At 58.3% G+C, this 22139-nt stretch carries 26 protein-coding genes and 1 pseudogene; 9 read left to right on the forward strand and 18 right to left on the reverse strand.

The window, feature by feature from the left end:
* Window positions 1–89: 89 nt before the first annotated feature.
* The gene (locus HX823_RS14640; protein ID WP_177075277.1) at window positions 90–914 is read right to left on the reverse strand and encodes an arylamine N-acetyltransferase; all 825 of its coding nucleotides are present in this window, start codon (window positions 912–914) and stop codon (window positions 90–92) included.
* Between the two features lie 120 nt (window positions 915–1034).
* Here HX823_RS14640 and HX823_RS14645 point away from each other — a divergent pair, with 120 nt between their 5' ends.
* Complete coding sequence (locus HX823_RS14645; RefSeq protein WP_016979650.1) at window positions 1035–1271, forward strand: DUF6555 family protein; 237 nt, start codon at window positions 1035–1037, stop codon at window positions 1269–1271.
* A 104-nt stretch (window positions 1272–1375) separates the two neighbouring features.
* Here the strand turns inward: HX823_RS14645 and HX823_RS14650 are convergent, their stop codons facing one another.
* The gene (locus HX823_RS14650) at window positions 1376–1750 is read right to left on the reverse strand and encodes a tautomerase family protein (protein WP_177075278.1); all 375 of its coding nucleotides are present in this window, start codon (window positions 1748–1750) and stop codon (window positions 1376–1378) included.
* 6 nt (window positions 1751–1756) lie between these two features.
* The gene (locus tag HX823_RS14655) at window positions 1757–2080 is read right to left on the reverse strand and encodes a carboxymuconolactone decarboxylase family protein (protein WP_177075279.1); all 324 of its coding nucleotides are present in this window, start codon (window positions 2078–2080) and stop codon (window positions 1757–1759) included.
* A gap of 107 nt (window positions 2081–2187) precedes the next feature.
* Between HX823_RS14655 and HX823_RS14660 the strand changes: the two genes are divergently transcribed.
* From HX823_RS14660 to HX823_RS14680, 5 genes are all read left to right on the forward strand, one after another.
* The gene (locus HX823_RS14660; protein WP_177075280.1) at window positions 2188–3075 is read left to right on the forward strand and encodes a LysR substrate-binding domain-containing protein; all 888 of its coding nucleotides are present in this window, start codon (window positions 2188–2190) and stop codon (window positions 3073–3075) included.
* 114 nt (window positions 3076–3189) lie between these two features.
* Window positions 3190–3603 carry a hypothetical protein gene (locus HX823_RS14665; protein ID WP_177075281.1) on the forward strand — a complete coding sequence of 138 codons (414 nt, stop codon included), beginning with the start codon at window positions 3190–3192 and terminating at the stop codon, window positions 3601–3603.
* Between the two features lie 368 nt (window positions 3604–3971).
* Window positions 3972–4472, forward strand: coding sequence for a hypothetical protein (locus HX823_RS14670; protein WP_156684351.1), 501 nt, complete (start codon window positions 3972–3974; stop codon window positions 4470–4472).
* 1 nt (window position 4473) lies between these two features.
* Window positions 4474–4842, forward strand: a complete 369-nt coding sequence (locus tag HX823_RS14675) for a hypothetical protein (RefSeq protein WP_177075282.1) — start codon at window positions 4474–4476, stop codon at window positions 4840–4842.
* An 83-nt stretch (window positions 4843–4925) separates the two neighbouring features.
* Window positions 4926–5531 carry a DUF4145 domain-containing protein gene (locus HX823_RS14680; protein WP_177075283.1) on the forward strand — a complete coding sequence of 202 codons (606 nt, stop codon included), beginning with the start codon at window positions 4926–4928 and terminating at the stop codon, window positions 5529–5531.
* Between the two features lie 190 nt (window positions 5532–5721).
* On the opposite strand, the gene HX823_RS14685 is transcribed toward HX823_RS14680, so the two are convergent.
* Window positions 5722–7164 carry a hypothetical protein gene (locus tag HX823_RS14685; protein ID WP_177075284.1) on the reverse strand — a complete coding sequence of 481 codons (1443 nt, stop codon included), beginning with the start codon at window positions 7162–7164 and terminating at the stop codon, window positions 5722–5724.
* Window positions 7165–7641: 477 nt separating this feature from the next.
* Between HX823_RS14685 and HX823_RS14690 the strand changes: the two genes are divergently transcribed.
* Window positions 7642–8262: a tyrosine-type recombinase/integrase gene (locus tag HX823_RS14690; protein WP_177075285.1), complete on the forward strand. Its 621-nt coding sequence runs from the start codon at window positions 7642–7644 to the stop codon at window positions 8260–8262.
* A 136-nt stretch (window positions 8263–8398) separates the two neighbouring features.
* Here HX823_RS14690 and HX823_RS14695 read toward each other — a convergent pair whose 3' ends face one another.
* The 4 genes from HX823_RS14695 to HX823_RS14710 form a co-directional block, all read right to left on the reverse strand.
* A complete protein-coding gene (locus HX823_RS14695) occupies window positions 8399–9568 on the reverse strand; it encodes a DKNYY domain-containing protein (RefSeq protein ID WP_177075286.1) in 1170 nt (389 codons plus the stop codon).
* A 243-nt stretch (window positions 9569–9811) separates the two neighbouring features.
* A complete protein-coding gene (locus HX823_RS14700) occupies window positions 9812–10258 on the reverse strand; it encodes a GNAT family N-acetyltransferase (RefSeq protein ID WP_177075287.1) in 447 nt (148 codons plus the stop codon).
* Between the two features lie 308 nt (window positions 10259–10566).
* Entirely contained in the window at window positions 10567–10773 is a 207-nt protein-coding gene (locus HX823_RS14705) for a DUF6021 family protein (RefSeq protein WP_177075288.1), read from the reverse strand.
* Between the two features lie 14 nt (window positions 10774–10787).
* Window positions 10788–10964, reverse strand: a complete 177-nt coding sequence (locus tag HX823_RS14710) for a hypothetical protein (protein WP_016979666.1) — start codon at window positions 10962–10964, stop codon at window positions 10788–10790.
* Between the two features lie 114 nt (window positions 10965–11078).
* Here HX823_RS14710 and HX823_RS14715 point away from each other — a divergent pair, with 114 nt between their 5' ends.
* On the forward strand, window positions 11079–11600 hold the full coding sequence (locus HX823_RS14715) for a DUF3087 family protein (protein WP_177075418.1): 522 nt from the start codon (window positions 11079–11081) through the stop codon (window positions 11598–11600).
* Here HX823_RS14715 and HX823_RS14720 read toward each other — a convergent pair.
* From HX823_RS14720 to HX823_RS14765, 10 genes and pseudogenes are all read right to left on the reverse strand, one after another.
* Window positions 11597–12036: pseudogene (locus HX823_RS14720) on the reverse strand (MEKHLA domain-containing protein). The gene HX823_RS14715 and the pseudogene HX823_RS14720 overlap by 4 nt on opposite strands.
* 43 nt (window positions 12037–12079) lie before the next feature.
* A complete protein-coding gene (locus HX823_RS14725) occupies window positions 12080–13210 on the reverse strand; it encodes an MFS transporter (RefSeq protein ID WP_016979669.1) in 1131 nt (376 codons plus the stop codon).
* A gap of 47 nt (window positions 13211–13257) precedes the next feature.
* Window positions 13258–14622, reverse strand: a complete 1365-nt coding sequence (locus HX823_RS14730; protein WP_177075289.1) for an MFS transporter — start codon at window positions 14620–14622, stop codon at window positions 13258–13260.
* Window positions 14623–14708: 86 nt separating this feature from the next.
* The gene (locus tag HX823_RS14735) at window positions 14709–15161 is read right to left on the reverse strand and encodes an alpha/beta fold hydrolase (protein ID WP_177075290.1); all 453 of its coding nucleotides are present in this window, start codon (window positions 15159–15161) and stop codon (window positions 14709–14711) included.
* The gene (locus HX823_RS14740; RefSeq protein WP_177075291.1) at window positions 15154–15903 is read right to left on the reverse strand and encodes a DNA-binding domain-containing protein; all 750 of its coding nucleotides are present in this window, start codon (window positions 15901–15903) and stop codon (window positions 15154–15156) included. Before HX823_RS14740 ends, HX823_RS14735 begins: the two co-directional genes overlap by 8 nt.
* Window positions 15900–16724: a DUF692 domain-containing protein gene (locus HX823_RS14745; RefSeq protein WP_038850271.1), complete on the reverse strand. Its 825-nt coding sequence runs from the start codon at window positions 16722–16724 to the stop codon at window positions 15900–15902. The genes HX823_RS14740 and HX823_RS14745 overlap by 4 nt, the downstream gene beginning before the upstream one ends.
* A 54-nt stretch (window positions 16725–16778) precedes the next feature.
* Window positions 16779–17051: a hypothetical protein gene (locus HX823_RS14750; RefSeq protein ID WP_038850270.1), complete on the reverse strand. Its 273-nt coding sequence runs from the start codon at window positions 17049–17051 to the stop codon at window positions 16779–16781.
* 26 nt (window positions 17052–17077) lie between these two features.
* The gene (locus HX823_RS14755; RefSeq protein ID WP_010209550.1) at window positions 17078–17839 is read right to left on the reverse strand and encodes an alpha/beta fold hydrolase; all 762 of its coding nucleotides are present in this window, start codon (window positions 17837–17839) and stop codon (window positions 17078–17080) included.
* 18 nt (window positions 17840–17857) lie between these two features.
* A complete protein-coding gene (locus HX823_RS14760; RefSeq protein ID WP_033901356.1) occupies window positions 17858–18265 on the reverse strand; it encodes a DoxX family protein in 408 nt (135 codons plus the stop codon).
* Window positions 18262–18534, reverse strand: a complete 273-nt coding sequence (locus tag HX823_RS14765; protein WP_010209548.1) for a DUF2282 domain-containing protein — start codon at window positions 18532–18534, stop codon at window positions 18262–18264. The genes HX823_RS14760 and HX823_RS14765 overlap by 4 nt, the downstream gene beginning before the upstream one ends.
* A 575-nt stretch (window positions 18535–19109) precedes the next feature.
* On the opposite strand from HX823_RS14765, the gene HX823_RS14770 reads away from it, so the two are divergent.
* Window positions 19110–21926: a winged helix-turn-helix domain-containing protein gene (locus HX823_RS14770; RefSeq protein WP_177075292.1), complete on the forward strand. Its 2817-nt coding sequence runs from the start codon at window positions 19110–19112 to the stop codon at window positions 21924–21926.
* Window positions 21927–22139 lie beyond the last annotated feature (213 nt).

Raw genomic sequence — 22139 nt, forward strand, 5'->3', positions numbered from 1 at the left:
CCCCCCTTGCCGCGAAAGGCGCAGGGACCCCGCCTCACCCGCCGCCACCGGCACGTCGCCCTTCAGGTTCAGCGAAGGCTCTATCTCAATCAATGGGTCACTAGCAAGCCGTCAAGGGCTGCCCGCAGCTCCAGCGTGACCGGTACACGAATCTCGAAAGTTTCCGTCAACACCTGCAGCACCTCGTCGGCACTGGCGAGCGCGCGCTTTTCACTCGGCCGGTCCAGGTAGTGAATTGCATAGTTGGCATTGTTCAGCGTGTGCCGTCTACCCGCAGCCAATCGTGCAACCTTCAATTGGCCAACGAATACCGAGTCCGGGTGGGTGGAGACATACCAGTTGCCGATTTCATAATCGATGACCGCCTGCACTTGCAGATCGAACACATACAGGCCGCGCCACTCCTCGGCCACTTGCGCCCACAGGGTGTAACTGCCCTGCCCGTCGAAGCTCAGTCTATAAGGCTCATGCGCCGTGGACTGCACCGCCTCGGTGTCCAACAACAACGGACTGCTGGGCACCATGCCGCCAAAGCCGACATCGGTGATATAGCGCACGCCATCCAACGTCACCAGGCTCAAGCGATGGGTACGCGCCGTCCGCGCATCCGGCGGCCCACCCATCACCACCCGCCCGGTGATGCCGCGCGCGTCAAAGCCGAGTTCCTGCAACAACGCCAGGAACATCTGGTTCAACTCGTAGCAATACCCACCCCGCCCCTCCAGCAGCACTTTCTGCTCGACACTGGCCAAATCGATTGGCACCGGCAGGCGCATCAGGCTGGACAGGTTCTCGAACGCAAAGGTGCACACATGACGCAGTTGCAGCTCCCGCAAGGTGTGCAAGGTCGGCGCTGGCGGCGAGTCATAACCCAGGCGTTGCAGATAGAGGCGGCTATGGATCAACAGTGACATGGCGCAATCCTTGGGCGCGGGAGGAAGGCGACACTATGCCGCGCCGACAGACAGATTGTCATTTTGAATGAACCTTTTTGAACGCTGCCCTATCCATCTATAACAACACAGGGAGGCAACATGAGTACCGCAAAAATCTACACCATCAACTACCAGCTGCACGGCAAACCAAAATCCTTTGTGGTGCGCGCCGAAGTGATGAACAACGCCGAAGCCTGGCACTGGGCGGCGGTGGATGCCGATATCGCCCATGTAAGCCGCGTGGGGCGGGTTGGGCATGAACAAGTGAAGAAGACGACCCGACCGTGGGCAGAGAAGTTTGGGATTACGGAGGTGACGTGGGTGGCGCCGAAGTGAGGGGGGAAAGCCCCGCTGGGTGAGGCGGGGCTTTCTGGGTAGTCGCAGCTATTCGTAAATGACGCCTTTCGGCTATCCGTACAGGCGATGCATAAACTTGCAGGCTAGTTTCCCCGCCCGCCTCCAAACGACCACTCGTCACCGGCTGTAGTCGAAATCACCACCATCACATCCTCCGCGTTCAGTCCCGTCGCCCGCTCCAATTTTTCAACCAGATCGCGGTAAAAACGCTGCTTGGTCTCAACACTTCGAGGACGGCCGGCGGTTATCGCGATCAGCACAAAATCATGGCTACGCGGCCCGCCCAAGTAATGGGAGTCGAATATCAGCTCGCCAACCTCATGTTGGTGAATAGCCTGGAAGCGATCAGTCTTCGGCACCTCGAAGCTCTCGACCAAGGCGTCGTGCAACCCGTCAGACAGCGCGTGTAAATACTCGACCGACTTCCCACGGTGCAGTGAAATTCGTGCAAACGGCATCAACGGTTACTCCTGAGGTGTTGGAAGGCTGGCCTGTAGTTCACTGAGCACATTCAACGCCGAGGCGGCTGTTGGCCAACCTGAATAAAACGCCAGATGGGTGATGACCTCTGCCAGCTCCTCAACACTCAAGCCGTTATCCAGTGCACGTTTCAAATGAAAAGGCAGCTGTTCCGGACGGTACATCGCCACCAGCGCGGCCACTGTCGCCAGGCTGCGCTCACGGGGACTCAATTGCGTACGCGTCCACATGTCACCAAACAATACGTCGTCAGTCAGCTCGGCAAATTTTTGCGGGTAGCTGCTCTGGTGTTCTCGCCCCGTGATCATCGTTTTTCCCCCTAAAGTCCCTATTGACGAGGAAAAACTATCAACTCGCGATAGTCCCGAATATCAGATTTAATAGCACCCATCATCCCGAATTAGTGGACCGTTGAATGCGCCGCCCAACCTTCGATCTTGACGTATTGCGTACCTTCGTCACCGGCGTGGAGTTCAACAGTTTTGCCAGAGCGGCGGATCGTCTCGGTCGTTCGACGTCTGCCATCAGCGCCCAATTGAAGAAACTCGAAGAGCAGGTCGGTACGCCGATCCTGGCCAAGTCCGGCCGCGGGCTGGCCTTGACCCCCACGGGAGAAACACTGCTCAGTCATGCCCGCCGTTTGCTGGAGCTGAACGACGGCATTTTTCAGACCCTACACGAAGGCCAAACCGCCGGAACCCTACGCCTTGGGCTTCAAGAAGACTTTGGCGAGCATTTCCTGAGCGATATCCTGCGACGTTTCGTCCAGGCTTACCCGAGGGTCAATCTCGAAGTCAGGATCGCCCGTAACGCCGAACTGCTGGCGCTGGTCGAACGCTCCAATCTGGACCTCGCCCTGACCTGGGACACCGGGCACGCGTCGCCCTATGCCACACATCTGGGCGAAACACAGATGCACTGGATCGGGCCCCGCGACACATCACTGCTGACGGCCCTTGACGACTCACCGTTGCCATTGATCCTGTTCGACGCGCCATGCCTATTGCGCAGCGCCGCCACCCAAGCGCTGGATGCCGCACGCATTCCATGGCGAATTGCCCTGACCAGCCCCAGCGTCGACGGCATCTGGGCGGCCGTCGCCGCCGGACTGGGCCTGACACTGCGAACCCGCATTGGGCTGCCGAGCCACTTGACCGTTGTGTCGGGCTTGCCCCCCGTGCCAAGCCTTGGCTATGTGCTTCACTGCGATAACGACGACCCGAGTCCCGCCACCCAACAATTGATCGCGTTAATCAAAACGAGCCTGCAAGAGCAGGCGTTTCGATTCACGCTTACGAAATGATCGAAAGCACCCGAGGGTTCAACTCGGACGACGGCAATGGATTAGAGTGGGCTACATAAATCCAAACCCCAGCAGTTTTCCACACATCTGTTTATAGCCAGGAGCGACGTTCCCATGAGCGGGCTGTATGAGAAAGCCGAGTTCGCCTTGCGAGCCAAAGACAGTGCGGCCTTCTGGACTGCACTCGCCGGCGTCGACGCACAAACGACCGCGCCACTTTTGGCGAAGCTCCTGCTGGAAGACTGGCATGAAGAGCATGAAGATATCGTTTTTGAGTTGGGGCTAATCGGGGAAAACTGCGCGACGCCCGCAATTGCGCAAGCCTCGCAGAAGAATTTCGAATACCTGATCAGGTGGGGCAACCTGGAAGAGTTCCAGCGCAAGTGCGCTTATGCGTTAGCGCGTATTGGCTCTGGCGATTCGAAGGTAGCGTTGGAGCTTATGGCGCAGCAGTTCGACACAGGCCTGGGCAAGTATGCTGAGGAAGGGCTGAGGCATTGGGCTGTGCCGGTTAAAAAGCGGGGTTAGTGGGTGGAGTTTTTTTTGAGTCTAGATGACAGATTCTGGCCGAGAGCTGCCACTTACGAACGACTGCTTTCGGCCAAAAGCTGTCGGTGGCGGTAGGCAGAAATCGGCCAAGAAGCTGTCGTTCCTGGATGTTCGCTAGCGACCAGGAGCGGACTATAGACACAGTGCTTATCACACCGTAATGTGCCTTGGAGCCCCATCGCTTTTCTCCCCGCAGTATGCAGTCTTTGCTAACGGGGCAGTTAAGCAGATCACGGAATCGCAGGTGCACAAGGAACGTTATCAGACACTAATAACGAAAAAATCACCCCGTTTTCCGCCTATTTATAGTTATATGAAAGCAAAGCAATGGTTATCAAAGAGGGAAAATGATGTCGCTAAAGGACATAACTCATCCGATTCTATATTCGGCCATGACGACGCTGGCCTACAATATAAATAAAAAATATTATGGGGATAAACACTATATGTGGTGCACCCCATATTTTGGGTCTGATTTTGAATCTCCGCATTTCACGGTCCCACCGAGTTCATCACCTGTGGAAATCTACAATACTCTAAAAAAAGAAGTTGATGCCGCAGATCACCACAATACGAAAATAGAGTTAAATCGAAGGGGTATTAGGAAAGGCGCTTCGATCATGTTGAAGCTAGGTAAAATCACGCAAGAAGCTCATGATGAAATTGTATACATTTCTAAGAAGACAAAAGATCAACACTTCAGGCCCCTTCTATGTGTGATTGCGCGCCTTGAAGCCGTACCTTTTTATCAAAAAGTAGATGTCAAAGATCGAGCAAACCCTTTGTCTCATGAGTATATATTGTCCGACCTACCTCAATCAGCATTTGACATTATCAGGATTGGCTAACATGGAAAAACTAGAAGATGTAATCTCAGGTTACGAAATATCCGATGCAAGAGCCGCTTTTTATTATCTCAGTCGATACTTGAAGCAAGCCGACTATTTTGAAGAATATGAAAAAGATTTTTTTGAAGATGATTTTCAGAGTTACCCCTCAGTAGAGGCAAAGACATTAACGTTTTCATTGATTGCCTTTATTGAGGGCAAAGCAGGTAAAAAAGCTACTGAATTTTCCGATGAAGAATATATGAGCTGGATGAATGCAATAAGTTTTGTAGAGAACAAGTTAGATCCGGAGCCTTCTAAAGAAGTTAGAGAATCTGCCGAGTCAGCAATTGAAGAGTTATTTTTGCCTAAAATCGGTAAAAATGAATAATCACGTACTTAACAAGTTTCTGTGCTCGAAAAATTCGAGCTACGCACCCAGTTTTTTGGAAAGTAAATTGTTAAGTCTAAATCATGATCATTCAATGCTCATATTGCGAGTCAAAGGTCGATGGAGTTTATAAGGGTGAGCATGAGTCTTATGACCCTAATGAAGATCCGTTCCCATTTAAGGCAATCCTCCTTCAATGCCCAATTTGCAACAACTCTCTACTCGGCGGTGCAGAGCTCATTCAAATCAGCTGGGACAAGCATGAATGGTCAGATGTGGTCAGGTTATGGCCTAAGCAGGATAGCCACATTGACTGGAGTATTCCCGATATTGCGCGTAACTCGCTAACTGAAGCAAGGCTTTGCTATAAAGCCAGAGCCTATAGCGCCTCAGTAGTAATGAGCGGACGCACCTTAGAGGCGGTATGTAAACATCACAACACTTCAAGCAAGACACTCGCAAAAGGACTGGAAGAACTGAAATCAAAAGGGGTAATTGATGAGAGACTCTATCAGTGGAGTGATGAGCTTCGAAAGCACAGAAATGTCGGCGCACACGCCTCAGACGAAAAAATATCAAAAGAAGATGCTAAAGATTTGCTAGATTTTGCTGAAGCAATTTGCGAGTACGTTTTTGTTCTAAGTGAGAAATTCAATCGATTTATGGCCAGAAAGCCAGCCAAAATCTAACAATTGAATTAAATTAATCGCTCGCTTTGCTCACTGGGACGGGCTAAACCCCGTCCCAGTGAGCAAACGTCAGCTAATGTATATAACTGGGTGCTATCAGCCATTAGCAACTCATTGCAAAGGGGGGCCTTACATCGTGATAGGCGGAAAACGGCCAATCACTCTAACCCACCGCCGCCCGCAGGCCGCGCTAGCTCGCAGGCTCTTGAACAAAGCTTGTCACCTCACTCGCATCATCTAGAGCAGGAACTATTGGAAATATTACTCGCCCCGCGCTTGACAAAATTGCCTCCCTGCACAATCGAGCATAGGCTGGGTCAGTTGCAGAATGTATATATTTCGCCACGGCAAAGAGATCCGGAGTAAATACTAATGCCGTTGACGAGCTAGCAGCCGCACTATGGCATTTCGTGGTAAATGGGTCGGCTCTTTCATGAAGTGCCAAAAGCCTATAACCGTTCCCGAAAAGCACTGGCTTGGCGGGCATGCTGACTTCGTCTCGAGCCAAATCCTCATGTATATTCATTGCAAGTTGTCGAAGCTTTTCGATGTTAACAGCTTTGGTATCCTTGCCTTCAGCCTCGCCTACCAATCTTCCTTGATCGCATTCAAAAACCACATCGAACTCTGACTCGGCATTCTGAAAATTTGAAACGGTAAACCCTAACAGCCGTAAGGCGTCAATAATTGCGAATTCAAGAGTTTTACCCTTTTCAAATAACAAAGCTCGCAAGGATCCAGCCTTGGCTAGGCTATTAACTATTACTTCCTTATTTTTCTGGGCTTCCTCAAGGAGGCTCTCGGCATGGAGAAGCTTTACTCTCAGCTCCAATTCGGCCGTCAGCACGAATTCTAACTCCGATGCCCACTTCGGTTCCGGGGTCTTCTCAGACCTTGAACGAAGGACTTTATCTATCCCTACGACACACGCCATCATCCGACTCGCGAATTGCTCCCCTTCCTTACTCCAAGAGCACTCGTCATCTTCAAGCATGTAAGTCTGATCGTAGAAATCCAGATCTGGAAGAAGCAGCAACGTGCCATGAGAGGCACCCATTCGATAGATTGCTCCGACCGGTTTATCTCCGGCCTTTGTCGTTAAACATGCTGGAACTTCAGAGCCGCTCATTGTAATGTGATAGGTAGACAATGATTCAAATTGCGCCCAATAAGCAGCAACTATATCCCCACCCTTCGGTGATAACTTTATAGAGCTTCCGCTTGCGACGACTTTTGGAATATTCATCGGCAAAGCTTCGTAGTTACTGTAAGGCTCAACCAGCACAGTGGTTTTCTGATTCCTTCCAGTACCTGAATATTGGCGACCTCCCGTATCAACATATACCTCGAGCGGTATCGGCAGAAACACAAAAACAGTTTTACCTGCTTCAACTGCTTGCTTTATCTCTCGTCGCCAATGTTCGCAGCTCTCTTTTAGCTGAAATGATTTAACATCATCAAGCCGTGGTCTACCCTGATAGCTCCGGGCGTGGCCATGGACAAACTCATCTATCTCAGGCTTGAATAAAACTATATCCCAATCCAAGAGAGAGATTTTAGATGAAAACTCAACATACTCGGTATCATCGGTTGCCAAATCAAGACCGATGGTTAAAATCCTTCTCTTACTCATCCGATGCCCTTAATTAAGATCATGCCGTTACGAAATAAACTTCGTGCTACTGGTAACCGTGGTATTCGCCGCGAAATCTCCAAGGATACTGAGCGATGGGATGACTTCCGACGGCATCCAATCCTGCGCATGGCCCAAAAAATTCTTGTGAGTAACCATGTGTTCCATGCACGCCAAACCTAAACGGCAACACGCCATAATGGCAGCGGTTTGCTAGCAGCTCGCTAAGGTCACTGGAGGTCTTAATCTAAGCTCCCACGGGCAGTATTGCATCCTAAAAGGACGACAAATCGGATTTTATGACATTCACCAGGCTACCCTTCACCTAATTTTTGCACGTTCTGAATTGCACGAAGTTTCTGCTGGAATCGACCGCTTGCAACCCGAACAGTCCGTGGCCGAATGACCGTTATTGGCCGGTCAGCGACCGTTGCTCTGGTTAGCCATCCTTGTCCTTCCACATGTGGAGGACATGTCATGAGCATTATCGCTACCCGCAGCCGTCAGCCTTGGAACAAAGGAAAATTGGTTGGACAGAAACCCCCGCTACAACTGAGAGATATCTGGGCTATCCGAGTAAGGCTTCAAATTGCAGAAAGAACTCGAGATCTGGCTCTTTTCGATCTGGCTATCGATAGCAAGCTTCGGGCTTGCGACTTAACCAAGCGCCGCGTGCGCGACGTCGCCCATGGCGAGCACGTATCATCACGAGCCATGGTTATGCAGCAGAAAACGCAGCGGCCTGTGCAATTCGAGATTACTGAACAAACACGGTCCGCTCTCGCGGCCTGGATACGTCAGGCCCAGTTACGCAGCGAGGACTGCCTTTTCCCGAGCCGACTGCATAACTCAGACCATCTATCCACTCGGCAGTACGCTCGCATCGTCAAAGGCTGGGTGGAGGCCGTTGGGCTTGATCCAGCCATGTATGGTACTCATACGATGAGACGTACGAAGGCGTCACTGATCTATCGCAGGACAAAGAACCTGCGGGCGTTTCAACTGCTGCTGGGCCATACGAAGCTGGAGAGCACCGTTCGATATCTGGGTATTGAGGTCGATGACGCTCTGGAGATGGCGGAACAGACTGAGGTTTGAGATGCATAGCGACGGTCGAGATCAGACCGTCGCTAATCGACCCATAGCTGACATGGATCCAGCCATGAGTCCCTGAAGAGGGAAGCGGCCAGTAGCGTCAGTTGCCTGCTGCCCATTCGAACTCAAAAGCTCGGCACTACAAGGGTTCAGCCGTAACAACTCGTACATCGCATTTATTTTCAGGTGCGTTGAAGCTCGCATCGACTTGATAGAAATAACCAGGGGCGAGTTCCAGTTCCAAATGGCTCGAAGCTTGTCGAACGGTTTCCCGTGTAACGTCACGGCAAGTAAAGGTCAGGGTCTGACGGCCTGAGGGTAGTACGGCTTCTAACACACCATTAGGTCTCACTCCCGAAACTGATCCCGGTACATTGTCCAAACGAATTTCGGGCCCGAAAGCCTTGCCACGCACCGTCGCGTGTTGTTGGAGACGCAACCCGCATGCCTGATCATCAAAGGGCTCAAGCCTATACAAACGACCGGCCTTTACCTTTATGGGAAGTGTTCCGGCCAGGCCTGTTTTAGCGTCCAGACAATTGAGCCCCAAGACGTGTTCACCCGCAGCAAGCTCGAAATTCAAATAGGCTTTTTCTGCAACGCCATCGACACTGACAACGTGCACCGGACTCTTCATCTCAAGCGTCCTGACCCTGGCCTTGCCAGGCGCCGTTTCCGGCAAAGGCCAAGCGAAATCGCCACCATTGTGGGGTTTGCAGTCACAAGGTACGGCTTGATCGTTCCAATAACAGCGGTTCTTGTCCTCCCCACAGACTTTGCAAACGCCACAGGAAGCGAGTTTAAATGATGCTGCGTCGGCACCGGCAATACGGTAGCCGCTCAGATAGACATTGCTGCGGTCCTTGGCAAACCAGTCATTAATAACCGTGAGCGAGCCTGAGTTCGCCCGTTCCGTGCGCTTCCAGCCATTGTTCAGGGCGGAATAGACGGCGTTTTTATCGACATACCAATCATCGCCAACGCGCTGGAAAGACTCAAAATCACACTCATCGCATCGATCAGAAGCGCGATAAATCGACTTCGCGTCACGACCCGTCATAGCGTCGATAACACTGAACGATAACGGGTCTGCACCCTCGACCACCTCCTCACCGAAGAAGACGTGGCGTGCGTCTTTCGCAAATAAACCGCCAATGGGGCGAAAGGTGGTTACATCGGCTTCCGATACAAAATTTGGGCCCCGACGTGTATTAAAAACGACGTGATCCCCACTCACTTCATAGCGACTGGTTGGCCCGCAACCGGCAATAATGGCCGAGAAGCAAACAATCAAGAGTAATACCCTCATTGCGTGCTCCAGCGCTGAGGCGTCAACCATGACCTACAAAAAAATACCGAATGGTCGTTAACATTCCCTGTCGCTCTCACTGACCAAACTCCGTTTATTTCAGTTATGCCAAATATATGGCTGAAGTGTCCAATATGGAAGTGAGGCCCTAATCACTTGACGGGCTTTCGAAGGGGTATCGTTGACGTTAATGAATCTTCACCCATTTATCGCCTGTCCGCTTCTGGCCGAAACCTACCCACATCAATCGTTACTCAACTCCACCCTATGCGTCGCATCCCCATCCTCTACCCGCACAAAGCCACAGCGCAGGTAAAACGCGCTTCCCTCGACAGTATCGGTATTAAGCCTCACGCTTCTAAAGTGCAAAGCAGCATGGACAAGCAGCTCGCTCACCAGCCTCTGACCAACATTCTGCCCTCTGGAACCAGGCACCACGTACACACGTCGCAACCTCCCGACACTGGCCTCAGCGTAGGGATCAACTGAAAGCCCCCCGATCCCCACCATTCGCTCGTTCAAGTACGCTGCCATCAGGCACTCTCCAGGCGCATCGAAGCGATTAGCGCCTGACTGCCACTCCGAGATCAATCGGGTAAGAAACCTGAAACCCTCAGCCAACGCCGCGTTCTCAAGGTCAGCTATCTGTGGCGGTAGGTGTGTGATCGGTTGAATCTCCGCCTGGTTCATCCGTACTCCCTGGCTTGGCATAAAACACTGGCGGCGCGGCTGGAAAACCCTAGAGCAACGCCTCTATTTGCCGGCGATTTTGCAACTGGACAGTTGGCACCGCTGGCCCCACCGCCGGGCGCGTCGTCTCGATGCCAGAGCGCGAGTCACGGTCGAAATTCCACACGTAGCGCAGGAAGGTCAGGAGCTCCCGGTCGAGCTCCCCGCTACAGCCGTCAGGCATGTGGACGACCAATGGTCAGTGACTGACTGGTGCCGGTCAACTCCTTACCTTCTGCAGGATGCAGGTATGGGAAGGTCGCACAGACTCAAGGCTTCAAGTCGCCCAACGGATCATAAGGCGGCTTCCTCCCCTCCTTATCCTTATCCTTCTTCTCCTGATCCAACGGCGCAATCGCCGGCCCGATAGGGTCCACCTGCGGATCCGCCACATCCGGCGAATCCGGGTCAAACCCCAGTTCATCCTTGCCACTGGAATGCTCGCCCGAAGCCGGGCCTTTGGGTGGGTTACTCACGGCGTTCTCCTCGTTCAGAGTGGGCGGGCCTTGTCATGCAGGTTTTCCAGGTCTTCCTCGACGCGTTCCACGTCGTCGTCCTGACGCTCTGCCGGGTCGTTGGGGCGCAACGCATCGTTGTCGCGCTCTTCTTCTCCAGGTGTGCGGTCAGGGTTTGGGGTGCCGGGCGGTGGTTGGTTGTAGTCGGACATGATGGTTCACCTCGAAGGGGTCTACACAGGTTTAGAGAAACCGCCGTGCGCCATCGTTCAACTTGTTTGCCCAGGCGTGAGATGATGCGCGCCCCTTCTGGAGGCATGAACCGGATGTTCGAGCTCAAACCCTGCGACCCCGTCACCTTCCGCCAACAGACCCGGCGCAGCACGTTGATTGTGGCGGTGCTGTTCCTGGCCTTGGCGATGTTGCTGTCGAGCCTGGCGGTGATGCTGTTTGGCCAGCCTGGCGGGGATAATTTCCGCTTTAATGTCGGCGGTGTGTTCGCCGGGGTGCTGATTACGGTGGCGCTGGTGCGCGGGCCGTTCTGGAGCCAGCCGTGGCTGGCGGCGGCGGTGTATGGCTGGCAGCTCAAGCGCAACCTGATGAGCGTGACCAATGTGATGCACAAGGTCACCGAGCGGGTGCAGGCGAATGACCCGACGGCGATCAAGGTGCTGCGTTTTTATCATTTGGGCCTGACGCAGATGCATGAGCTGGATGCCAATTCCAGCGCCCAGGTGCAAATGGTCGCTGAGGTCGAGGCGCATAAGGCCAAGATGCAGGCGCTGGGGATCGATCCCGAGCAGACCCGGTTCGACCCCGCCTGGCTGGAGGCCTTTAAAACCGCTTAGGCCAGCATGCCGATGCGTTGCGCGTCGGGCCAAAACAGCGCGGCCTGGCCGCAGGGTTGCCCGGCGTCGTCGAGCAGGGTCCACACTACCCCGGCGTGGATCATGAAGGGCTGATCAAAGGCATCTACGCGCCAACCGCTGTAACCGGCGGCGATGCCGTTGGCGGTGACTTGCTCCAGTAGCACCTGGCGCGCGGCGCGGTCGAGTTCCGAGGCGCTGAAGCGTGAAGGCATGCCGATGAAGCGCTCGCGCGGGTATTTGAAGCACTGCAACGCGCAGTCATTCACGTAGGTAAAACGCGGATCTGCGGCGCCGTCATGGGCGAGCAGGCTGTAGGGCGCGTCGCGGTGCAGCCAGGCCAGGCGCTGTTGCGGGTCGAGGTGGTCGGGGCCGGCAGTCCCTGGCCGGTCCAGTGTCGATACGCCTTGTCCAGCACGCCTACGAAGTCTTCTTGATGGGACACGCACACCCTCACATCGTCAGTTGGAAATCTTTGCCCGCCAGCAGAACACCGCGCTGACGGCAATGGCCGCACCGGCCAGGCCAAACACCCAGGGCGCCGAGGCGATCGGCAGCAGCAAGCCGGCGAGCAAGGGCCCGAGGCCTGCGCCGATGTCGCGCCACACAGCATTTGAAGCCAGCGCCGACACGCGCATGGAACCGGGGTTGCGCTCGGCCACCAGGGTCGTCACCAGCGGTAGTTGCAGCGCACGCAGCACCAGCACCGCCGCCGCGCCGACAATCACCCAGTAGCTGCCAAATGCGGTCAGGGCCAGGGCACTCAGGAACGAAAACAGCAACAGCATCGAGGTCGCGCCAAACCGCTGAGCCGCGCGACCGCCCAGGGGGCTCAGGAGCATTTCCGAGACGTACCGCAGCGCCATCAGGCCACCGGCGATCAGCACCGCATCACCGCCCAGCAGCTTCTGCGCCTGGATCGACAGGCCGAAGATAAACAGGCCGTCCAGCGCCACCCCCTCGATAAACGACCACATCGCCACGCTGTCCGGCCACTTGAAGCGCCGCCCCGGCGTGCTGTGCAAGTCATGCCCGACCGTAGGCAAGCCGCGCGCCATCCACAAGCCCACCAGGCAGCAGCCGGCCAGAATCAGAAAGATCGGACGCGGCCCGGCCATCAATGTCAGCCAGCCGCCCAGGGGCAACGCCAGCATCGGCCCCAGGGCGATCAGCGCGCGGGAACGCCCGGCCCGGCGTGCGGCACCGGCGGGTTCCGAGGTGGCCAATACTTGGGTCGACAGGTTCAACGCAGCAAAACACAGGCCCCACACCAGGCGCAGGCAGAGCAAGGCGGCGAAGCCGGACAGCAGCGAGTTGCCCACGGCGCACAGAGTGGCAGCGCCGGCGGCGATCATGCAGGTCAGGCGGTCACCGTTGCGCGCGTAAAAATTGAGCACATGGCGGTAGCCGAAAATCCGCACCAGGCGGTTGGCCGCCAGCAGCACACCGGCCTGGGCCAGGGTGATGCCGAAGGCCTGGGATTCCATCGGCAGCAGCAGGTAGAGCAACACGTCGCTGGGCAGGCATAACGCCAGGGTCAGCGCGGCGCGGCGGGAATGGGTATCAGCGGTGCGGAGGGCCAGGCTGGACATAAATCTGGAAACATCCCGAAATATTCAGGTCGCCACGGTAGCGTTAATCAGCCCTTTTTCCCATAGGGAAACAACCGCAGACCACTGGCTACCGCACCGACCAAGGCAAATCCGCAGCCCAGCCATAGCGCATATTGCGGCCCGCTGCCCAGGGACAGGTGAAAACACAAGGCCACCAACGACGCGCCCAGCGTCTGCCCCAACAACCGCGAAATCGCCACGATGCCACTGGCCCCGCCGCTGCGGGCCAACGGCGCGCTGGTCATCAAGGCCTTGAGATTGGGTGACTGGAAGAAGCCGAAACCCGCGCCACACAACGCCATGCGCCAGCCGATATCCAATGCCGATGCACCGCTGCCCAGGGTCGCGAGCGCGGCCATGCCCAGGCTGAGCATCAACAGACCGATGCCGCACAACACGCCCAGGTTCACGCGGTCGGCCAGGCGCCCCGCCACCAGCGCCATTACTGCCACAACCGCTGGCCACGGCGTCATGAGGAAACCGGTTTCCACCTGGCTATGCCCCAGCACCGCCTGCAACAGGAACGGCAGCGACACAAACGCCAGGCCCTGGGCGCTGAACGCGCAAATAGCGGTAAGGGATGACAAGGCAAACACCGGACGCTTGAACAGGTCCAGCGCCAGCATCGGCGCCGGGTGCCCGGCCTGGCGCCGCAGCAGCAATGCACCGCACACCAGCGCCACGGCGATCAGGCCCAAGGTCAACGCGCCCTGGGCGCCGTGCACCGCCGTGCCCAAACCCAACACCAACAACGCAAACAGCCCCGCGCACAACAACGCGGCAAGGCGATCGAACGCGTGCCCGGTCATCGGCAGGGTCGGCAACGAGCGCAGGCCCAGCGCCAGCGCCAGCAAACCCAAGGGCACGTTGATCAGGTACAGCCAGTGCCAGGTCGCCACCGACAGAATCGCCGATGCGGCGGTCGGGCCCAGGGTAAACGCCAACCCCACCACCAGCGAGTTGTAACCCAGCCCCCGACCGAGCATTTTTGACGGGTAGATATGCCGCAGCAGCGCCGTGTTCACGCTCATGATCGCCGCCGCGCCCAGCCCCTGCACCACCCGCGCCGCCGTCAGGGAGACCAGCGACCCGGCCAGCCCGCAAAACAGCGACGAGACAATAAACAGCAGCAACCCGCCGAGGTACACCCGGCGATGCCCCAGCACATCACTGAGGGACGCAAACGGCAGCACCGTGGCGATAATCGCCAACTGGTAGGCATTCACCACCCAAATTACCGAGGCGGAATCGGTGCCAATCCCCTCGGCCAGGGTCGGCAACGCCGTGTTGACGATGGCCGTGTCCAGGGTCGCCATGCCGATCCCCAGGGAGATCGCCATCACGGCCGGCAGGCGTTTATTGAGGGGCAACCCATCGGCAACAGAAGACATGGACAATCCGCGCAGGTGACAAAGGCGTTTAGATTAAGGGCTGCGGCGAATTTTTTCAGTGCTGGATTGGCTGGCTGTCAGTATTTTCATGTTCGCCAGTGCCCGGTCTTGGCCATCACCTCTACCGCTTCGGCGAAACCAGCCTGGGGTGCGCTGTTCAAGGTGACCAGGCCCACACAGCGGCTCGGTTTCAATGCCGCGGCACCCACGGCCACTCGCCCGCCCGCCTCCACACCCGCCAACACCGCCTCGGGGATATGCAACGCGTTCATCAGTTCCAGCACATCCTGGCCTTGCGCCGCCTCATCCTGCCCGCGCAGGTTGGGGACAATCACCCGAAAACCCTGAGCCGCCAACGGTCCGCTGACCGCTGCAAACGCGTTCACATCCGCCGCCAGCAAGATAATCGCCCGGCCCTCCTCCGGCCCGAAGGCTTCATAACGGATCTCGCCGTCATCGGTGCTCACCTGCTGCACGGCCAATGCCGGTGCGGCCATCACCACTGCTGCCAACAGCAAAAAACCACGACGATCAAACATGACGGACTCCCACTATTAATTCACTGCCCAGCCAACCGGCCAGGTATTCCCCTGCCTGCATCACGCCCGCTTCTTCCCCCAGGCGCTGCACCAGAAACTCACACAGCCCGGCGAAACTGCCGTCGGCCTGTAGCTGTTGCACGGCCAGTAATTCCAGCGCATCTACCTGGCGCAAACGCGACGTGAATTGGCGTCGCCACACCAGCAAGCCGCCCGCTTGTTCCAGCATCACCGCTTCCGGCGCGGGCGCTTCCTGCCACAGCGCCGACCAGATGGCCTCGGCATTGGTGGTCAGGGCATGGCAGCGCAACGACGGCGTGAGTTGCAACACAGCCGTGTCCCAATCCAGCTCGGCCAAGGCCTCCAGGGCCAACGGCTGTGCATCGGCGGCGACAAAGGCTTCATTCAGGGCCGACTCGATCCAGGCCAGTTCATGCACATCCGGGTTGCGCGGGAACACCGCCTTCAAGGTGGCGTAGAAGCCCTCCGGGTACGCGTCCAGCGTCCAGGCGTGGGGCGGATGGTTGTCGATGTGGGTGATGCTCGCGGCCAGGAAGGCCTCTTCCCCGACCCAACGGCGCAGGTTGGGAAACGCCTGCTCCAGGCAACCCACCAACTGCGCGCGGTAGTTGTTCTGGTACACCGCCAGGCCGGCGTGATGATTGCCCAGCGCCTGCGCGGATTCATCCGACGCACTCACCAACCAGCTGCGAAAGGTCTGTTGTAGCTGTGCCAGGTTCATCGTTGCGCTCCCAACGTGCGGGCCATGGCCAATTCCTGAAGCAGCTCGGCCAGTGGCGGGATCTCATCGTCGCGCTCGATCATGGTCGCCACCGGCCCCAGCCGGGTCATGGCCTGGGCGTACAGCTCCCAGACGCCGGTGCACACCGGGCTGTCATGGCTGTCGATCAAGATGTCACGGCCTTGACTGTGGCCAGCCAGGTGCACCTGGCGCACACGTTCGGCGGGAATACCCTTGAGAAACGCCTGGGCGTCGAAACCGTGGTTGCTGGCACTGACGAACACGTTGTTGACGTCCAGCAGCAGCTCGCAGCCAGTGCGCCGGGCCATGGCCGCGATAAATTCCCACTCGGTCATGGAGGCGCCTTCGAACGCCAGGTAACTCGACGGGTTCTCGAACAGCATGGTGCGGCCCAGCACGTCCTGGGCTTGCTGGATGTTGGCGCAGACCCGGTCCAGTGCCTCTTCGGTGTACGGCACTGGCAGCAAGTCATGGGAATTGAAGCCACCGCTGCGCGACCAACTCAGATGGTCGGACACGAACAGCGGTTCAACCTCGTCTACCAGCGACTTGAGGCGCTTCAAGTAATCACCGTCCAGCCCTTCGGCGGTGCCGATGGACATGGACACACCGTGCAGCGCCACCGGGTAGCGTTCGCGCACCTGACGTAAAATGTGCCGGGGCTGGCCGCCCGCGACCATGAAGTTTTCGGAGATCACCTCGACGAAATCCACGGGCACCGAGGTCTCCAGGAAGTCGCAGTAATGCTCCTTGCGCAGGCCCAGGCCGTAGCCTGAAAAGTGCGGGTTGGATGTCGACATGGCGGATCTCCGCAAAAAATAAGTGGCGAGCCCACGAGGGGCCCGCCGGGTGGATTACTTCGGTTCGGTCAGGGTGCCGCCGGCCTTGAGGCACTCGGACGGGGTCTTGACGATCACGCCTTCGCCTTTGCAGCTGTTGAGGCCTTTGCAGTCGTTCTTGGCGGTGGCGCACAGGCTGGTGCCTTTGCAGGTGTTGACGCCGTAGCAGCGGCCGGGTTTTTCCGGCTGGTCGGCGGCGCTGGCAGCGGTGGCGAACGAAGCCGAAGCCATGGCGATCAGGGCAGCAGCGGCAGCGAGGCTCAGGCGGGATTTGAGTGCAGTGTTCATGGGTGCTTCTCCGGGGTTGGGGTGAATTACTTGATAACGGACGCAGCGTCTTCGATGACTTTCGCCACAGCCTCAGGCTGGGAGATGTACACCGAGTGGCTGGCCTTGATTTCGGTGACCTTGGAACCGGCACGCTTGTACATCCAGCGTTGCAGGTCCGGGCTCAGGGCGCGGTCTTCGGTGGAGACCACGGCGTAGGTCGGTTTTTTGTGCCAGGCCGCAGCCCACACGGTGCCGCCGAACAAGGCAGTGGTCGCCGGCACTTGGGAGGCGGCCATGAAGTCGGTGCGGTTGGTGGTCAGGTCGGCCGCAAAGTCGGCGTTGAATTTGGTGCGGTCGAAGAACAGATGACCGTCGCGGCTGGCCTTGATGTCATCGCTGGGCGCCGGCATCGAGCCGATCAACTGGGCCATGTTCTCGCCCACTTCCGGCTGCAACGCCGAGACGTAGACCAGCGACTTGACCTTGTCGCGGTCACCGGCAATCGAGATCACCCCGCCACCGGAGCTGTGACCCACCAGCACCACCGGGCCGACTTGCTGCTCCAGCACCTCGCGGGCCTCGGCCACATCGGCGGCCAGGCTCTCGTGGCCCTGGTGCACCACGGTGACCTTGTAGCCCTTGTGAATCAGGATGTCGTGCACCACACGCCAGCCGGAACCGTCGACAAACGAACCGGGCACGATCACCACGCTTTTACCGGTGCCGGGCTGCGGGGCATCGGCCGCCTGGGCCAGCATCGGGACAGTCAGGGCCATGGCAATGGCCAGGGAAGAAAGCATACGCATTGGAAATCTCCATCAAAGTTAAGAACGTTTGCCCAAGATCAGGCGGTCCAACGACCAGGCCCCACCGCCGTACGCCAGCAGCGGCAACAACAAGCCCGCCCAGGTCAGGTGAACCGGCCAGGCGGCTGGGTACACAAACACCTCGATCACCAGGGTCATGCCCAACAGCGCAGCCGCAGCCGGACGGGTCAGCAGGCCCAGCACCAGCAACAGCGGGAACAGGTGCTCGGCATAAGTCGCCAGGTGCGCAGCCCAGTCCGGCGGGATCAGCGGCAAGGCGTACTCCGAACGGAACAGCGTGTAGGTCGACGGTTTGAGCTCAAGAAACCCCGTGACCTTGGTGCGCCCCGACAGGAAGAACACCGCCGCAATCGCCACCCGCGCCACCAGCAACAGCAGGGCTTCGGGGAGCAGGCGCTGGATCACGGCTGCTCCGTCAGGCTGCCAAAGCCTTTAGGGGTCTTGATCTGGGTGCAGGTGCCTTTGTCCACCAGCACCCAGGCATTGCCTTGATAGTCGGTGGTGGAGGTGGCGGCGCACGAAGTGCCAGCGCCCGCGGCGCAGTCGTTGGCACCGGCCAGGGCCACGCCGAAGCATTTTTCCTGGGGCTTGGGTTCATCGGCATGGGCCACGGCCGCGAAGGCACTGAGGGACAGGGCGAGGGTTGCCGCGAGGGCTGCGTAAGGACGCTTCATGGGGTGAGTCTCCTGGCTTGACTGAGTGTGGCCAGGGCGCCTTGGGGTCGGTGACCGCCTGCGCCAGCTGGTGTGCAGAGTTAAAGCCAGGCGTGTATCCGGTCTGTGTCGCGAACGCGATAGAACGTCATGCGGGTGTATCAGGATGGTGCGGGGATACAGTTCGATACACAGTCAATAAAACAATGCCAAAACCCCGGCGGTTTATTCGGCATCCCGAACGACACAATTAGAAATATTCGCCTTTCCGAACGAAGGCTCTTACGGGCCGCCGACGACCGCAAAAATCACCATAAATTTCATACGGTTGTTGTCATGTTTGTTACATGCCAACTGGCATACATTCTGCTTTATCCGTGTTTCTGGTAATAAAATGTTTCAGCTCTGAGACAGTCTCATCCCCTGAAGCATGACCGGCGATCCACCTATAAAAACCACCACGCCCCAAAGGAGGGCGGCCTTCCGACCTTTTGATCGACATCAACTTTCCAAGACTGCTGCTGCACATCTGCACCCCAAAAAGGGCGAACGGCCTGATCGCCGAAAACAAGCCCGACTATAAAAAGGACGATTTGATGAGCTCGAGCAAGAACCACGCAGTGTCCTTCCTGGACGCAGACCACCCCACGCCGGCCACCCCGGACAGCACCATTGGCTTTGGCCCTTTCCTACTCCTGGCAAGGCAGCACGTATTGCTGCGCAACGGCGAGCCGGTGACCCTCGGCAGCCGTGCGCTCTACCTGCTGATTGCCCTGGTGACCCGCGCCGGCGAACTGCTGGAGAAATCCGAACTGATCTCCTTCGCCTGGCCCAAGGTGGTGGTGGAGGAATGCAACCTGCGCGCGCAGATCGTCGCGTTGCGCCGGGCCCTGGGTGACGATGGCAACTTCAGCTACATCGTCACGGTGCCGGGTCGGGGTTATCGTTTTGTCGCGCCCGTCACAGTACTGGCTCCCGGTGAAGAGCACCTGCCGGTGCCTTATGTGCGGGTGGATGAGCCCAACCTGCCGACGTCGACAGCTGAAGTGATCGGCCGCGACGCCTTGATCGCCAGCCTGGCCGACCAGGTCATGAGCCAGCGCTTCGTCACCCTCACCGGCCCCGGCGGCATCGGCAAGACCACCGTGGCCATGGCCGTGGCGCAGCGCTTGGCCAGTGAACTCAACCTGGGCAGCTGTTTTGTCGACCTGGCCCCCGCCACCAGCGGGCAATGGGTGGCCGGCATGCTCGCCAGCGCCCTGGGCATCCAGACGGTCAGCGAAGACCCACTGCACGGCGTGGCCGCCAGCCTGGTCAACCGCCGTCTGTTGCTGGTGCTGGACAACTGCGAACACGTGCTGCCGGCCACCGCCGACGCCGTGGAAACCCTGCTGCGCAGCGCACCTCAATGCCATGTGCTGACCACCAGCCGCGAACCCCTGCGCGCCGACGGTGAACGGGTGCACGACCTGGCACCGCTGCAAGTGCCCGACGCACACGCCAGCCTCAGCGCCCACGAAGCCCTCGCCTGGTCCGGCGTGCGCCTGTTTGTGGAAAGGGTGCGCGCCCTCGACCCCGACTTTGTGTTCGGTGATACCGATGTCGCGGCGGTCTGTGCGATCTGCCGCAAGCTCGACAGCAACGCCTTGGCCATCGAGATCGCCGCCGCCCGCGTGCGCACCTTTGGCATCCAGGACCTGGTGGGCCTGCTTGACGGCAGTTTCCGCCTGCAAATGACCGGTCGACGCACCGCCCTCGCCCGCCACCGCTCCCTGAGCGCCACTCTGGATTGGACCTACGCCATGCTCAGTGGCGATGAACAGGCGATGCTGCGCCAACTCGCGGTGTTCACCGGCTCCTTCACCCTGGAAGCGGTCAAGTCGATGACCGCCAGCAGCAGCCTCGACCCGCGCAACGCTCTGCCCCTGCTCGAAAGCCTGATGGACAAGTCACTGCTGATCGCCGGTGAGTCCAAGGCGCTCAAACGCTATCGCCTACTGGAAACCACCCGCGCCTACGCCCTGGAAAAACTCAGCGAACAAGGCGAAACCCGCTCAACCTGCCAACGCCATGCACGCTATGCCCTCGGCATGCTGCAGGAAGCCGGGCAGACCCTTGACGGCCTGTCGCCGGAAACCTGGCTGGCGCTCTACGGCCCGGAAATCAACACCATCCGCGCGGCGCTCGACTGGGCCTATTCACCCAGCGGCGACTTGGCATTGGGCATCGAACTGACCCTGGGTGGCGTGCCTCTGTGGCTGCGTTTGTCCTTGGTCAGCGAGTGCCGCACCTGGGTCGACAAAGGCCTGGCCAGCGACGGCCTCGTCCCACTGCCGTTGCGCCAGCGCATGCTGTTGCAGACCGCCCTGGCCAGTGTGCTGATGCTCACCTACGGCACCGGCAGCGAAATGCGCGAAGCCTGGCGCCAGGTGCGCGAAGACGCCCGCGACCTCGGTGATGCCGAGCACAAATTGCGCGCGTTGTGGGGTTTGTGGACCGACCGCTGCGGCTGCAACCAGTACACCGAAGCGCTGGAACTGGCCGAGCGCTACATCGCCCTGAACAACAGCGGCAGCCACCAACTGCTCGGCAAGCGCATGCGCGCCGTGGCGCTGTTCCACATGGGTGACCTGCTGGGCGCACGGCAGAATATCGACGAAGCGCTCGGCTCTCCGTCGGCGCCGCGCTCGCACATCATCGACGTGCACTTCGACCAACGCATCGCCGCGCGCTGCCTCAAGGCCAAGGTGCAGCTGCTCGAAGGCGATGTCGACCCGGCACTGCGCCTGATCGGCCAGTGCGTCGACGAAGCCATCTCCCTCGATCACCCCGCGACCCTTTGGTACACCCTGTGCCTGGGCGCAATCCCCTTGGCGTTGCTGGCGTCCAACCTGCCGAAAGTGCGCTACTACCTGGGGTTGCTGCAAGACAGCACCACCGGCCAGGACCTGCATATCTGGCGGCAATTTCGCCTGTGCTTTGAAAGCATCCTGCTGATCCGCGAAGGCTCGCCGGAAGCCGGCGTGCCGCAACTGGGCGAAGCCCTGCATCACCTGCAAGGCCAGGGTGACAGCCAGCTCTACAGCCTGCTGCGCTGTGAATACGCCCTGGGCCTGGCGCGCCTGGGCCTGGAAAAACTCGCCCTGGAAGTGCTGGAAGACACCCTGCAACTGGCCCTCGGCCGCCACGAACGCTGGTTCGCACCGCAGATGTTGCGCATCAAGGCACAACTGACCCTGCGCCAGGCCCACTTCGGCTCGGTGGACAAGGCCAAAGTACTGCTGCGCCAGGCGTGGGTGGATGCGCAATTGTCCGGAGCGCATTTTTGGCGGGCACAGATTGCGACGGATTTGGCGCGGCTTCAGGAGCCCAAATTGCGCATCGCCTCCCTGCCCCGCTTCCAGCACCGCTAGAAACATCAATCTGGGATGATTTTCTGTGGTGAACGGGCTTGTTGTGGTGAGCAGGCTTGCCCAGCTCACCACAACAAGCCCGCTCACTACAGAGATGACAGGGGTATTTCACAGCTGTGAAAGCTTGTGCGATCTTGCCAAAAGCCGTCTTTTTACCCCCCGCCAACGCCTAGTATCGAGTCCTCGTGCGCCCCCACTCACATGGACTGAACA

Source organism: Pseudomonas sp. P7759 (genome assembly GCF_013386445.1).
GTDB lineage: Bacteria > Pseudomonadota > Gammaproteobacteria > Pseudomonadales > Pseudomonadaceae > Aquipseudomonas > Aquipseudomonas azotoformans_A.

Excerpts from the sequence above, each read along its gene's own strand:
- HX823_RS14695 (WP_177075286.1), bottom strand. The coding sequence starts at position 9,568 with ATGAGGGTATTACTCTTGATTGTTTGCTTCTCGGCCATTATTGCCGGT.
- HX823_RS14710 (WP_016979666.1), bottom strand. The coding sequence starts at position 10,964 with ATGTCCGACTACAACCAACCACCGCCCGGCACCCCAAACCCTGACCGC.
- HX823_RS14770 (WP_177075292.1), top strand. The coding sequence starts at position 19,110 with ATGAGCTCGAGCAAGAACCACGCAGTGTCCTTCCTGGACGCAGACCAC.
- HX823_RS14680 (WP_177075283.1), top strand. The coding sequence starts at position 4,926 with ATGATCATTCAATGCTCATATTGCGAGTCAAAGGTCGATGGAGTTTAT.
- HX823_RS14745 (WP_038850271.1), bottom strand. The coding sequence starts at position 16,724 with ATGTCGACATCCAACCCGCACTTTTCAGGCTACGGCCTGGGCCTGCGC.
- HX823_RS14750 (WP_038850270.1), bottom strand. The coding sequence starts at position 17,051 with ATGAACACTGCACTCAAATCCCGCCTGAGCCTCGCTGCCGCTGCTGCC.
- HX823_RS14690 (WP_177075285.1), top strand. The coding sequence starts at position 7,642 with ATGAGCATTATCGCTACCCGCAGCCGTCAGCCTTGGAACAAAGGAAAA.
- HX823_RS14725 (WP_016979669.1), bottom strand. The coding sequence starts at position 13,210 with ATGTCCAGCCTGGCCCTCCGCACCGCTGATACCCATTCCCGCCGCGCC.
- HX823_RS14735 (WP_177075290.1), bottom strand. The coding sequence starts at position 15,161 with ATGTTTGATCGTCGTGGTTTTTTGCTGTTGGCAGCAGTGGTGATGGCC.
- HX823_RS14670 (WP_156684351.1), top strand. The coding sequence starts at position 3,972 with ATGATGTCGCTAAAGGACATAACTCATCCGATTCTATATTCGGCCATG.
- HX823_RS14730 (WP_177075289.1), bottom strand. The coding sequence starts at position 14,622 with ATGTCTTCTGTTGCCGATGGGTTGCCCCTCAATAAACGCCTGCCGGCC.
- HX823_RS14755 (WP_010209550.1), bottom strand. The coding sequence starts at position 17,839 with ATGCGTATGCTTTCTTCCCTGGCCATTGCCATGGCCCTGACTGTCCCG.
- HX823_RS14645 (WP_016979650.1), top strand. The coding sequence starts at position 1,035 with ATGAGTACCGCAAAAATCTACACCATCAACTACCAGCTGCACGGCAAA.
- HX823_RS14650 (WP_177075278.1), bottom strand. The coding sequence starts at position 1,750 with ATGCCGTTTGCACGAATTTCACTGCACCGTGGGAAGTCGGTCGAGTAT.
- HX823_RS14675 (WP_177075282.1), top strand. The coding sequence starts at position 4,474 with ATGGAAAAACTAGAAGATGTAATCTCAGGTTACGAAATATCCGATGCA.
- HX823_RS14685 (WP_177075284.1), bottom strand. The coding sequence starts at position 7,164 with ATGAGTAAGAGAAGGATTTTAACCATCGGTCTTGATTTGGCAACCGAT.
- HX823_RS14700 (WP_177075287.1), bottom strand. The coding sequence starts at position 10,258 with ATGAACCAGGCGGAGATTCAACCGATCACACACCTACCGCCACAGATA.
- HX823_RS14665 (WP_177075281.1), top strand. The coding sequence starts at position 3,190 with ATGAGCGGGCTGTATGAGAAAGCCGAGTTCGCCTTGCGAGCCAAAGAC.
- HX823_RS14660 (WP_177075280.1), top strand. The coding sequence starts at position 2,188 with ATGCGCCGCCCAACCTTCGATCTTGACGTATTGCGTACCTTCGTCACC.
- HX823_RS14740 (WP_177075291.1), bottom strand. The coding sequence starts at position 15,903 with ATGAACCTGGCACAGCTACAACAGACCTTTCGCAGCTGGTTGGTGAGT.
- HX823_RS14640 (WP_177075277.1), bottom strand. The coding sequence starts at position 914 with ATGTCACTGTTGATCCATAGCCGCCTCTATCTGCAACGCCTGGGTTAT.
- HX823_RS14765 (WP_010209548.1), bottom strand. The coding sequence starts at position 18,534 with ATGAAGCGTCCTTACGCAGCCCTCGCGGCAACCCTCGCCCTGTCCCTC.
- HX823_RS14655 (WP_177075279.1), bottom strand. The coding sequence starts at position 2,080 with ATGATCACGGGGCGAGAACACCAGAGCAGCTACCCGCAAAAATTTGCC.
- HX823_RS14715 (WP_177075418.1), top strand. The coding sequence starts at position 11,079 with ATGTTCGAGCTCAAACCCTGCGACCCCGTCACCTTCCGCCAACAGACC.